12 protein-coding genes are annotated in these 12697 nt (G+C 54.8%); 8 read left to right on the forward strand and 4 right to left on the reverse strand.

What is annotated here, in order from left to right; genetic code table 11:
* The first annotated feature begins 194 nt into the window (after positions 1-194).
* The 8 genes from KHU29_RS07945 (at position 195) to KHU29_RS07980 (ending at position 9057) form a co-directional block, all read left to right on the forward strand.
* A complete protein-coding gene (locus KHU29_RS07945) occupies positions 195-1274 on the forward strand; it encodes a pilus assembly protein PilM (RefSeq protein ID WP_246541685.1) in 1080 nt (359 codons plus the stop codon).
* Positions 1274-1948, forward strand: a complete 675-nt coding sequence (locus tag KHU29_RS07950; RefSeq protein WP_211452270.1) for a PilN domain-containing protein — start codon at positions 1274-1276, stop codon at positions 1946-1948. The genes KHU29_RS07945 and KHU29_RS07950 overlap by 1 nt, the downstream gene beginning before the upstream one ends.
* Positions 1945-2604 carry a type IV pilus inner membrane component PilO gene (locus tag KHU29_RS07955; RefSeq protein WP_211452271.1) on the forward strand — a complete coding sequence of 220 codons (660 nt, stop codon included), beginning with the start codon at positions 1945-1947 and terminating at the stop codon, positions 2602-2604. The genes KHU29_RS07950 and KHU29_RS07955 overlap by 4 nt, the downstream gene beginning before the upstream one ends.
* A complete protein-coding gene (locus KHU29_RS07960; protein WP_211452272.1) occupies positions 2601-3149 on the forward strand; it encodes a pilus assembly protein PilP in 549 nt (182 codons plus the stop codon). The genes KHU29_RS07955 and KHU29_RS07960 overlap by 4 nt, the downstream gene beginning before the upstream one ends.
* Positions 3146-5320 (forward strand): type IV pilus secretin PilQ, encoded by a 2175-nt coding sequence (locus tag KHU29_RS07965; protein ID WP_425514453.1) that lies wholly within the window; start codon positions 3146-3148, stop codon positions 5318-5320. Before KHU29_RS07960 ends, KHU29_RS07965 begins: the two co-directional genes overlap by 4 nt.
* A 63-nt stretch (positions 5321-5383) precedes the next feature.
* Positions 5384-7132, forward strand: coding sequence for a bifunctional shikimate kinase/3-dehydroquinate synthase AroKB (aroKB, locus tag KHU29_RS07970; RefSeq protein ID WP_211452274.1), 1749 nt, complete (start codon positions 5384-5386; stop codon positions 7130-7132).
* Positions 7129-8271 carry a deoxyguanosinetriphosphate triphosphohydrolase gene (locus tag KHU29_RS07975; protein ID WP_211452275.1) on the forward strand — a complete coding sequence of 381 codons (1143 nt, stop codon included), beginning with the start codon at positions 7129-7131 and terminating at the stop codon, positions 8269-8271. The genes aroKB and KHU29_RS07975 overlap by 4 nt, the downstream gene beginning before the upstream one ends.
* 96 nt (positions 8272-8367) lie before the next feature.
* Positions 8368-9057, forward strand: coding sequence for a DUF4197 domain-containing protein (locus tag KHU29_RS07980; protein WP_211452276.1), 690 nt, complete (start codon positions 8368-8370; stop codon positions 9055-9057).
* Positions 9058-9183: 126 nt separating this feature from the next.
* On the opposite strand, the gene hpf is transcribed toward KHU29_RS07980, so the two are convergent.
* From hpf to lptA, 4 genes are all read right to left on the reverse strand, one after another.
* The gene (gene hpf, locus KHU29_RS07985) at positions 9184-9534 is read right to left on the reverse strand and encodes a ribosome hibernation-promoting factor, HPF/YfiA family (protein ID WP_061532045.1); all 351 of its coding nucleotides are present in this window, start codon (positions 9532-9534) and stop codon (positions 9184-9186) included.
* Between the two features lie 168 nt (positions 9535-9702).
* Positions 9703-11193 (reverse strand): RNA polymerase factor sigma-54, encoded by a 1491-nt coding sequence (locus KHU29_RS07990; protein WP_211452277.1) that lies wholly within the window; start codon positions 11191-11193, stop codon positions 9703-9705.
* Positions 11194-11303: 110 nt separating this feature from the next.
* Positions 11304-12050, reverse strand: a complete 747-nt coding sequence (lptB, locus tag KHU29_RS07995; protein ID WP_211452278.1) for an LPS export ABC transporter ATP-binding protein — start codon at positions 12048-12050, stop codon at positions 11304-11306.
* The gene (gene lptA / locus KHU29_RS08000) at positions 12047-12601 is read right to left on the reverse strand and encodes a lipopolysaccharide transport periplasmic protein LptA (RefSeq protein ID WP_211452279.1); all 555 of its coding nucleotides are present in this window, start codon (positions 12599-12601) and stop codon (positions 12047-12049) included. Before lptA ends, lptB begins: the two co-directional genes overlap by 4 nt.
* Positions 12602-12697: the final 96 nt, after the last annotated feature.

Below are 12697 nucleotides of genomic sequence, written 5' to 3' on the forward strand. Positions count from 1 at the left end.
TATTTAAACAATTGCCATGTGGAAATTTCTTTACAGCACCGCATTCTTATTGCTACGATTTCACCTTATAAAATTTAACATTGCTGTAAGCCCTGTTTTACAGGTTTTTCCTAACTTCGAGACGGAATCCCGCTAATGGGATCGCCTTGCAGGCAGAATGTTCCCCAAATAATACATACTCGGGAGAAATGCTCTTGGCATTAGATCTTGGATCGCTGATCGGTAAAAAGAACCCGCCTCTGGTGGGGATTGATATTAGTACGTCGGGCGTCAGGCTGGTCGAGCTGTCCGAGACGGGTAAGGATCAATTGCGTCTTGATCGCTTCGCTTCGGAACCATTGCCGCGTGGCGCAGTGGTGGATGGCAACATTGAAAATATCGAGCAAGTCACGGAGGTAGTGCGGCGACTGTGGAAAAAAAGCGGCTCCGGCACCAAGCTGGTCGCTTTGGGCATGCCGCCGGCATCGGTGATTACTAAAAAGATCATTCTGGCCAGCGGCATGCTGGAAGAAGAACTTGAGATGCAGGTCGAATCCGAAGCGAGCCAATATATTCCGTTTGCGCTGGATGAGGTAAGCCTTGATTTTGACGTTATCGGCCCGGCGCAGCATTCGCCGGACGACGTTGAAGTGCTGCTGGCGGCGACCCGTAAGGAAAAGGTCGAGGACCGTGTGGCGGTGGCGGAGGCGGCTGGCCTCAAGCCTACCGTGATGGACATCGAGTCCTACGCAGCGCGCGCGGCGATCAATCGCATCATCGGGCAATTGCCGAAAGCCGGACAAGGGCAGATTGTCGGCCTGTTTCAAATCGGCTCGCAAACCACGCATGTATCGGCTTTGCTGGACGGCCAGCTGATCTATGAGCGCGAGCAGCCGTTCGGCGGCAATCAGCTGACGCAGGACATCGTGCGCGCCTATGGCCTGTCATATGAAGAGGCGGATACCAAAAAGCGCAGCGGCGATCTGCCTGACGGCTATCAGCAAGAGGTCCTCAACCCGTTCCTGGAGAGCGCTGCACTGGAAGTCACGCGGGCCATCCAGTTCTTCTTTACCTCGACTCCGTACACCCGCATCGACCAGTTGTTCCTGGCTGGCGGCTGCGCCACTATTCCCGGCCTGGTTGAAGTGGTGGCGGGACGCGCCAAGATTTCCACCTCGGTAGTCAGTCCGTTTACCGGCATGCAACTGGGGCCGAACGTGAGAGAAAAACAATTGCGCATGGATGCACCGTCTTACCTGGTTGCCTGCGGTCTGGCCATGCGGAGGTTTGGCTGATGATCAAGATTAACTTACTGCCGCATCGCGAAGCCAAGCGCAAACAGCGCAAGAACGCTTATTTCGCCATGCTGGCGCTATCCGCAGTTATCGGTTTGATAACGGTGTTGGTGGTCGGCGCATTTATCGCTAACAGTATCGCTAACCAGACTCAGCGCAACAATTTTATTACGGCAGAAAACAAGCGTCTGGACGGAGAGATCGCGGAAGTTGCCACTCTCAAGCAGGAAATCGAGGCATTGAAGGCGCGCCAGCAAGCCGTGGAAGATCTGCAGAGCGATCGCAATCAGCCTGTGTATCTGATGGATGAATTGGTCAAGCAGGTGCCGGAAGGCGTCTATCTGAATTCCTTCAAGCAGGAAGGTCAGCGGGTGGCGTTGAATGGTTATGCGCAGTCGAATGAGCGGGTGTCTGAATTGCTGCGTAATTTGGGTAACAACTCAGCATGGCTGGAGCGGCCCGACCTGATCGAGATCCGTTCCGCCAATATCGGCACTGGCCGCGATAGCAAGCATGTGTTCGCGTTCACCGTGAATGTCGGCATCAAACGGCCGTCTGACAAGGACGCTAAAGATACCGCTGCAACGCCAAAAACTGCGGCAGCCGGGGCAGCTGCTGCGGCCGCCGGCGGTGCTGCAGGGGCACCAAAAGCAACTTTGAAAGACGCCAAATGACGGATCTGAATAATTTGGGCGCCTCGCTGAGCGCGCAGTTTCGTGGATTGAACGGCCGCCATCCAGGCCAATGGCCGATAGTCCCGCGTGTTTTATCCGGCGTCGGGGTATTTCTGCTGGTGCTGCTGGTGGGTTGGTTTCTTTACTGGAGTGACCAGAAAGATGAGCTTAACGCTGGTGAACAGCAGGAAGTGCAACTGAAAGAACAGTACAAGTCGAAAGTCCAGCAAGCCATCAATCTGGAAGCATTGCGAAAGCAAAAGCTGCAGGTAGCCGATTACGTCGCCACCTTGGAAAAGCAATTGCCTAGCAAGGCGGAGATGGACGCACTGCTGTCCGATATCAACCAGGCTGGCCTGGGACGCGGACTGCAGTTTGAATTGTTCAAGCCGGGCCAGGTGGTAGTGAAGAATTACTACGCCGAGCTGCCGATCAATATCAAGGTCACCGGCAATTATCACGATGTCGGTTCGTTCGCCAGCGACATCGCCAACCTGCCGCGCATCGTAACCCTGAATAACATGAATCTGGCAACCGGCAAGGATGGCACGCTGAGCCTGGACGCGATTGCCAAGACCTTCCGGTACCTGGATAAGGACGAAGTGGTGGCGCAACGCAAGGCTACCGATGAAGCTAAGCAGAAAGGTCAAAAATGACGTTTTTTCGCATTGGGCGTCTGACCCAGGTGACATTTTTTGTCGTATTCATCTCAACTTTGTCAGGTTGTGGTGACAGCGGCTTACCGGATCTGAAGGAGTGGATGGCCGACGTCAAGAGCCATACCAAGATCGGGATTCCTAAGCTGACCGAACCGAAGAAGTTCATTCCCTTTACGTATGCCGGCGCGACCAGCGTCGATCCGTACAACCCCAACAAGCTGTTGGTGGCACTGGCCAAATTGCACGGTAATTCGACCGGCTTGAAGCCAAACCTGGATCGCCGCCGTGAAACGCTCGAAAACTATCCACTGGATACGATCAAGATGGTCGGAACGTTGCAAAAAGTGGGTTTGAGCTATGGCTTGCTGCAAGTCGACAAGACCGTGTTCCAAACCAAGGTGGGGAATTACGTGGGGCAGAATTTCGGCATGGTTACCAAGATCACTGAGTCCGAAGTAATTTTGAAAGAAATCGTACAAGATGCGTCCGGCGAATGGGTCGAGCGCGAAGCCAAGTTAGCGTTGCAGGAGAGCACAAAATGATTGCAGCAGGAAAAAAATTCGTTAACCTGAGCGTAAGCCGGCTGAGCGTGATGCGACAGAAGGTATTGATGTTTGTTGCGCTGGTGTGTTTGCTGGTAATCGGAACATCGGTAATGGCGGCCGAAGATAATGCCATTACTTCGATCAGTGCCAATCAGCAGGGCGCCAACGTCATCGTCAAGATCAGTTTCAAGCGTCCTTTAAGTGCGCAGCCAACGGCGTTTTCGGTGGTTAGTCCAGCCCGCATCGCTTTTGATTTTGTCGGCGTCGGCAACGCCACCGGCAAAACCTCGCAAGACATCAGCCTGGGCGACGTGCGCAATGTGGTCGTGGCGCAAGCTGACGATCGCTCACGTTTGGTATTCAACCTGAAACGCTCCTTGTCGTATGCCACCGCGATGGACGGCAATGCCTTGATCGTCACCATCGACGGTTCCGGCGCTCTGGCAACCCCGGTCAATGCTGCTGGCATGCCGGTTCGTCCAGCGGTAGCCGGAGCGGCAGCGGTAGCCGGAGCCCCAGCGCCAGCGCCTTTGTTAAACGGCAAACCGGCCCTGCGCGATATCGATTTCCGTCGCGGCACTGCCGGTGAAGGCCGGGTCGTGATTGATTTGCCGAACACCCAGGTTGCTGTCGATGTGCGCCAGCAAGGCCAGACGATTGTGGTGGACTTCCTGAAGACCAGTTTGCCGGATGTCTTGCGCCGCAAGCTCGATGTCGGTGATTTCGGTACACCGGTCAAGACCATCACGACTGTGACACAGGGTGAAAATGTACGCATGATCATCGAGCCGAAAGGTCTTTGGGAACAAAGCGCTTATCAAAGCGACAGCCAGCTGGTGATCGAAGTCAAGCCGCTCAGGGAAGATCCGAACAAGCTGGCGCAAGGTACCCAAGGTTATCATGGCGACAAGCTGTCCTTGAATTTCCAGAACGTGGAAGTGCGCTCGGTGTTGCAGGTGATTGCCGATTTCACCGGCCTGAACATCATTACCAGCGATACCGTCGGCGGCAATCTGACCTTGCGCCTGAAAGACGTTCCTTGGGATCAGGCTTTGGATATCGTGATGCAAGCCAAGGGCCTGGATATGCGTAAAAACGGTTCGGTCATCTGGATCGCGCCGAAAGACGAATTATTGACCAAGGAAAAGCTGGAGCTTGAGCAGCGCTCGCAAATTGCCGAGCTGGAGCCGCTGCGTACCGAGTCATTCCAACTGAATTATCAGAAAGCCGAAGCTTTCAAGAAAGTATTCGGGATCGATGATACCGGCGGCGGGGCTGGCAAGAAGAAGAATTCCATTTTATCAAGCCGCGGTAGCGCCGTGATCGATCCGCGCACCAATCAGTTGTTCGTGACCGATACACCGACCACCTTGCAGAGCATCCGCAATCTGATTCAAAAAATCGATGTCGCCTCGCGGCAAGTCTTGATCGAGGCACGTATGGTCGAAGCGAATGATGGCTTCAGCCGTAACCTTGGCGCCAAGCTTGGATTTGGCTTCAATAGCAAGAACGTCTCCTCCGGAGGTACGCAAAATGCGACGACCACGACGGGCACTATTCCTCTAACTTCAGGGAATTCGGTGAATTTGCCGGCTAATCCGAGTGTTGGTACAGCGGGTTCGGTGGCTTTGACTCTGTTCAATTCTGCTGCGTCGAAATTCATCAGCCTGGAGTTGTCGGCTCTGGAGGCGGACGGACAGGGCAAGATCATCTCCAGCCCACGTGTGGTTACAGCGGATCAGCAAAAGGCCTTGATTGAACAAGGTACTGAAATCCCTTACCAAAATGCAACTAGCAGCGGCGCTACCTCGGTCGAGTTCAAGAAGGCCAACCTGAAGCTGGAAGTGACCCCGCAGATCACCCCGGACGGCAATGTCATTTTGACAGTGGATGTAACCAATGACAGTGTGGGCGTGGTCGTTCCTGGCGGCGTTTCAATCAATACCAAGCATGTCCAGACCCAGGTACAGGTTGAAAATGGCGGCACGGTGGTGATCGGCGGTATCTATACCCAGACGATTTCAAATAACGTTAATAAAGTGCCACTGCTTGGAGATATTCCGGTTCTGGGTTATCTTTTCAAACAAACGGCAGTTGTTAACAAACGAACTGAATTATTGATTTTCCTGACACCGAAGATTGTCATCGACCGGATCTCTGGGCAGTAATTGCGCAGAAGGCACCGGTTAGACGCCGGTGTCTGCATTTTGAGCAAAAGGTTGAGTGGTGAAATGGTGCGGTACACAGGCAATATCTTTCTGGTAGGCCTGATGGGCGCGGGCAAGACTACGGTTGGCCGTGCCCTGGCAAAAAAACTCAACAAGCTATTCATCGATTCGGATCACGAAATCGAGGCGCGTACCGGCGTCTCGATTCCGTTGATTTTCGAAATAGAAGGCGAAGAGAGCTTCCGTCAGCGCGAGACGGAGGTGATACGTGACCTGAGCGGCCGGCGCGGCATCGTGCTGGCCACTGGCGGCGGCGCCGTCATGCGGCCTGAAAATCGCGAATATCTTAAAAGCCGCGGCACTGTGATTTACCTGCGTGCCAGCATTCATAACATCCTGCAACGTACCAGCCGCGATAAAAACCGGCCGCTGCTGCAAACCGCCGATCCGCGCCGACGCCTGGAAGAGCTGTCGCGGCAGAGAGAGCCTTATTATCGCGACGTGGCCGACATTGTCATCGACACCGGCCGACCTAACGTACAATTCCTGGTACACAGCATTTTAAGCCAGCTGGAATTGTTGCCAAACCAGTTGCCAGACGAGCTTGAGCAAGAACAAGAGTCGCAAGCCGGCACAATGAGCCAGGCAGGCGGCAGCGTCCCTACTTCATCAAATTTTTCTATGAATCAGCCGTCGACCCTCCCGGCCTCAGCGCCGACCATCACACTCCAGGTAGAACTGGGTGAGCGCAGCTATCCGATCGAGATCGGGCCGTCGCTGTTGACCGACCGCGAGCGCATCGCCCGCCTGATCACCGGCAAGCAGGTTGCCGTGGTGACCAACACCACCGTCGCGCCCTTGTATCTGCAAGGTTTTAGCCAGGCGTTGAAAGATGCCGGCAAGAGCGTACTGGAAATCGTATTGCCGGACGGCGAAGAAGAAAAGAACTGGGCTAGCCTGATGCAGATCTTCGATCGCCTGCTGAGCGCGAAATGCGATCGCAAGACTACCCTGATCGCCTTGGGCGGCGGGGTGATCGGCGATCTCACCGGTTTCGCTGCTTCGGCCTACATGCGCGGTGTGCCATTCGTGCAAATCCCGACTACCCTGCTGGCACAGGTCGATTCTTCGGTGGGTGGGAAAACCGGCATCAATCATCCCTTGGGCAAGAACATGATCGGCGCTTTCTATCAGCCGCAAGCTGTGATCGCCGATACCATGACCTTGCATACCCTGCCGGAGCGCGAACTGTCGGCGGGGCTGGCAGAGGTGATTAAATACGGCGCCGTGATCGACGCCGCATTTTTCAAATGGATAGAGGACAACATCGACGCGCTGATGGCGCGCGATAACGTCGCCTTGGCTTATGCCATCCGCCGTTCCTGCGAGCTGAAAGCTGACGTCGTCAGGCAGGACGAGCGCGAGGGCGGTTTGCGCGCCATCCTGAATTTCGGCCACACCTTCGGCCACGCGATCGAATCCGGCCTGGGTTACGGTAAATGGCTGCATGGCGAAGCGGTCGGTTGCGGCATGGTGATGGCGGCGGATCTGTCGCATCGATTGGGGCATATCAGCGCCATTGACAAGGAACGGGTTTGCGCGCTGGTGCGCGCCGCCGGTTTGCCGACCGAGGCGCCCAATCTTGGTGCCCAGCGCTGGCTGGAACTGATGCAGATCGATAAGAAGAACGAAGACGGCCAGATCAAGTTTATCTTGATGAAACCTTTAGGTGGCCATCTGATCACCACCGCGCCGCAAGAGGCCTTGCTGGCGACACTTCAGCAACTAGCTTCCGGAGACATGCCACAATGACCCAGGAAACGTCCCTCGCACCCTATGCCGCACATTCTGCGTTGTCGCGAGGACGTTTGTTCGAGGAAGCGCCACCCAGTGCGCGCAGCGAGTTCCAGCGCGACCGTGACCGTATCATTCACTGCACCGCATTCCGCCGGCTGGAATACAAGACTCAGGTATTCGTCAATCACGAGGGCGATCTGTTCCGCACGCGTCTGACGCACAGCATCGAAGTAGCGCAAATCGCCCGTTCGATTGCGCGCAACCTGCAGCTGAACGAAGACCTGGTGGAAGCCATTTCACTGGCCCACGACCTGGGGCACACGCCATTCGGCCATGCCGGCCAGGATGCCTTGAATGACTGCATGGAAGGCCACGGTGGCTTCGAGCACAATTTGCAAAGCCTGCGCGTGGTCGACCAGCTGGAACAGCGCTACGGCGCTTTTGACGGCTTGAACCTGATGTTCGAAACCCGCGAGGGTATCCTGAAGCATTGTTCTCTGGCCAATGCCAAGAAACTAGGCGATATCGGTGAGCGCTTCATCCTGCGCAAGCAGCCGACGCTGGAAGCGCAAGTCGCCAATCTGGCAGATGAGATTGCTTATAACAACCATGATGTCGACGACGGTTTGCGTTCAGGCTTGCTGACGCTGGAGCAGATGAACCAGATTGAGTTCTATGCCACGCACAGCCGCCAGGTCGAGTTGCTGTTTCCGGGGCTGAGCGGGCGCCGTGCCATCAATGAAACGGTGCGGCGCATGATCAATGCCTTGATCACCGACCTGATCCGGACATCGCAGCAACGCATCCTGGATGCGCGCCTGCAGAGCGTCGACGATGTGCGTAATGCGCCACCCTTGATCGCATTTTCCGATGGCATGGCGCAACAGGCCGCCTTGCTGAAACGCTTTTTGCGCGAAAACCTGTACCGCCATTATCTGGTCAACCGGATGACCGCCAAGGCGCGCCGCATCGTTGCGGAATTGTATGCATGTTTCAGCGCCGAGCCGAGTCTGCTGCCACCCGACTATCAGCTCGGCCAGACCGGGACGCAGCAGCAAGCGCGCGCGATTGCCGATTACATCGCCGGTATGACCGACCGCTATGCAATACGTGAACACAGGCGTTTGTTTCTGGTGGATGAAGGGCATCTTTGACATTCGTGCACCAAAGCCGTTTTTAGCGTATTAATTTAATTGCAATATATCAGGTTAAACTTGACCGTTGTCCATTTAACTTCACGAGGATCAATTATGCGCCGCGCATACCAAACAGCACTGACTTTGACTCTGGCAGTGACGGCTTCTGCCGCGCTAGCTTTATCGATAGGCGACCTGAGTAACCAGGACGCCAGCAGCGGCTTGAAAGCTGCGTTGCAAAAAGGCGCGGATGTTGCCGTGTCCAAGCTAGGCGTCGAGAATGGTTTCCTGAATAATGACAAGGTCAAGATCGGTTTGCCCGGTGTGCTCGATAAAGCCATGCCTCTGTTGAGGATGACTGGCCAGGGACAGAAACTGGACGATCTGGTGGTGTCGATGAATCATGCGGCGGAACAGGCGGTACCGTTGGCCAAGCCATTGCTGCTGAATGCGGTCAAAACGATGTCGGTGACAGATGCAAAAAATATCCTGACCGGCGGCGATACTGCGGTCACCGATTTTTTCAAACAAAAGACTTCGGCGCAATTGGGGCAGAAATTCCTGCCTATCGTCAAAGGCGTGACCGACCGCAACGGCCTGTCGGCGCAATATAACTCGGTCATGGGACAAGTCGGTAAAACAGGCATGGTGCCGGCTGAGCAAAGCACCGTGGAAGGCTACGTTACCCAACGCGCGCTGGATGGCTTATACACGATCATCGGTGAAGAGGAAAAGGCGATTCGCCAGGATCCTGTCGGTGCGGGCAGCGCGATTATCGGCAAGGTGTTTGGCGCACTCAAATAAGCGCATTTCAAAATCAATAATATGATTTACCAATAATCAAGCTTACCAATAACAAAGGGCGCATTGACTGCGCCCTTGTTCATTTATTGGCGCGAGCTAATCAGCTCGCGCGGCTCGGCGACCGGTTCAGGTCGCGGCGGGGAGTTCTTCCGGCAGATGCTTGATAGCATCGTGCTGATGGTCCTGCATCTTGTCCTTGTATTTGATCACCTGGCGATCGAGCTTGTCGATCAGGGCATCGATGGCGGCATAAAGATCGTGAGCAATACTCTCGGCATGCAAATCTTTTCCTTTTACGCGCAGATTGATTTCCGCTTTTTGGCGCTTTTCTTTTTCAGTAATTTTGTCGACGGTCAGAATCACACTGATATCGATGACCTGGTCGAAGTGGCGTTTGATACGCTCTAGTTTGCTTTGTACATATTCGCGAATGGCAGGGGTTAATTCGAGGTGATGCCCACTGATGGTGAAGTTCATACAGCGCTCCTATCAAGAATATTGCTGGCGGTCCGGAACAGAATAGGCTGAATCTTTAGGTGGACGGTTCAAGAGCAACTGTCCTGGCAAGAATCAATGAAAACCCAATGAAAACCGCTTGATCCAAACACAGCAAGGGTAAGCTTTACAATCAAACCAGAAAAAAAACTACAAGGCCTTGCGCAGATTAACAGACGGAATTTTCAGTGCTTCGCGGTACTTTGCGACGGTGCGGCGGGCGACCACCATACCTTGTTCCGCAAGCATGTCGGCAATCTTGCTGTCAGAGAAAGGACTTTTTGAATCTTCCGCTCCTATCAGTTGCTTAATGAGCGCCCTGATTGCTGTTGAGGAAGCCTCTCCACCGGCCTCAGTAGCAACATGGCTGCCGAAAAAATACTTCAGTTCAAACATCCCGTGGGGAGTGAGCATGTATTTTTGTGTGGTTACACGAGAAATAGTACTCTCGTGTAGTCCCAGTGTATCAGCTATTTCACGCAACACAAGCGGCCTCATTGCGACCGCCCCGTGAGAGAAGAAGTTCTTCTGGCGCTCCACTATTGCTTGTGCAACGCGCAAGATGGTGTCGAAGCGTTGACGCATATTCTTGATCAGCCATTTGGCTTCCTGCAGCTGGGACGTGAGGGCGCCGTCGCCCTTGCTTTGCTTCAGAATGTTGGCATACAGGACATTTACCCTCAACCTTGGCATGACGTCATTATTCAGCATCACCTGCCAGCCTTGCTTGCTGCGCCTGACGATCACATCCGGCACCACGTAATCTGAAGTGTTGGCGGCGAAGGGCGCACCGGGGTGCGGATTGCACTGCTTGATGACGGCCTGCGCTTCACGCAGATCTTCGTCGTCGCAATCGAGCGCTTTCTTGATTTTATTGAAATCACGTTGCGCAAAAAGCATCAGGTGATCTTGCACAATCGCCAATGCCAGGCGGCGCGTGACAAATGGCACTTTGATAAAACGCTTGATCTGCAAGCTCAGGCATTCCGAAGCGTTACGCGCGCCGACGCCTGCCGGGTCGAAACTTTGCACCATTTTCAACGCCATCGATAACTCTTCGATAGCGATCTCCAGCTCTGGCGGCAGGCGCTCCAGAATTTCTTCCAGCGATTCTTCCAGGTAGCCGTTATCGTCCAGCGCGTCGATGGTCAGTTCGACCAATGCCCGATCGCGTATATCGTGTAGCGTTTCGCGCATTTGCTGCAGCAGATGTTCACGCAACGTCAATTCGTGGGCTTCCAGTTGCGGCCGCGCATCCTCGTCGTCCGAGGTTTTCGAACTGCGTGCGATATCGTCAAAACTCCATTCGCTATCGCCGTTATCACCGTTTTCGGGGCTGCCATCCGCTGCCGGCGGCGTATCTAGACTGGCTTCGCTTTCGCTGGGCGAGCTGCTGACTTCACTATCGCCGACCGGCGCGTCCATGGTTGAGGTACTACCGCTGATAGCGCCATCCGCCAGCAAGCGTACGGAATTATCGAGCGGGTCGTCGACCCTCTCCAACAGCGGATTGTCCGACAAGATCTGTTCCAGTTCCTGATGCAGTTCGAGCGTAGACAGTTGCAACAGTCGTATCGACTGTTGCAATTGAGGCGTCAGCGCAAGATGCTGGGAAGTGCGAAGCTGGAGTGATTGTTTCATGGCTACCGTGCGGACAATTCACTTCTATTGTTTGTTGTAAGGAGTTTAAGCGCCGCCGTGCTGCGGCGAATTACGCTGCCTGCAATTACATCGTTCTCATGTTCGTGAAGCTACATGCGGAAATGCTCGCCCAGATACACGCGCCGCACCGACTCGTCGGCGATGATGTCGTCCGGACTGCCGCTGGCCAGCACGCTACCTTGATTGATGATGTAGGCGCGATCGCAAATGCCCAATGTTTCGCGCACATTGTGGTCGGTAATCAGCACACCGATGCCGCGTTCCTTGAGGAAGCGGACGATACGCTGGATCTCGATCACGGCAATCGGGTCGATCCCGGCAAACGGTTCATCCAGCAAAACGAAGCGCGGATTGGTGGCCAGTGCGCGGGCAATTTCGACACGCCGGCGTTCACCGCCGGAGAGCGACAAGGCCTGGCTTTCACGCAGTTTTTCGATTTGCAATTCGTGCAGCAGTTTACGCAACTGTTCGTCGATCTCGGCCTTGGTGAGCGCCTTGCCATTAGGGCGCTGCAACTCCAGTACGGCGCGGATATTGTCTTCTACCGTCAGCTTGCGAAACACCGATGCTTCCTGCGGCAGGTACGACAGGCCAAGCACTGCGCGCCGATGGATCGGCAGACGTGAGATGTCGACGCCGTCCAGATCGATCTCGCCGCCATCCGATGGCACCAGGCCGACGATCATGTAGAAGGAAGTGGTTTTGCCGGCGCCGTTAGGCCCCAGCAGGCCGACCACTTCGCCGCAACGGACTTCCAGCGACACGTCATGCACTACCTGGCGCGCGCCATAACTTTTTTGCAGACCTTTAGCGATCAGGGTGCTAGGCGCGTTCATGGTGTCGCCTTCGGACGTGGCTGGATCACTGCGCGTATGCGTCCGGCGCCAGACTGGCTGGTGCCGTTGACCGTATTGTTGACTGAATAGAATTCAGTGCGGCTGTCGTAGGAAATGAATTCGCCGTTCACTTCGTCAGTCGGCTTGTCGCCTTGCAGGCGGCGCATTTGCGCCTTCGAAAACAGCTTGGTGACTTCGGTCTTGCCGTCGTATTCAATGCGTTCGGCATGGCCGTCGATCCACAGGTCCGGACCGCCGTCGCGCTTTTGACGGAACGTCGCCAGCTTGCCTGCATCCGCATATAAGGTGGCGTATTGATAGCCCGACGGATCGGTGGTCACCACCACGCGATCGGCTTTCATCAGCAGCGTGCCGCGCGTCAGGACCACGTTACCGGTGGCGACGTTGACTTGCTTGACGTCGTCATAAGTAAGCTGGTCGGAATCGATCAGTGTGGGTTTCTCGGAGTCTGCTTTTTCCGCATGCGCCACACCTGTGGCGCCGATGCTGATGCCGAGTAATAGCAGAGATATGAAAAAGATTCGTTTCATGAAAAATCCTGGGTAAAGGATAGAGCTGTATGCATAAAATTGGTTGTGATGATTGCGATGGATCGCAATGAGTTGCAAAGGGTGCATATGATCGTC

The sequence above is a fragment of the Collimonas antrihumi genome (assembly GCF_018304965.1).
Lineage (GTDB): Bacteria > Pseudomonadota > Gammaproteobacteria > Burkholderiales > Burkholderiaceae_D > Collimonas > Collimonas antrihumi.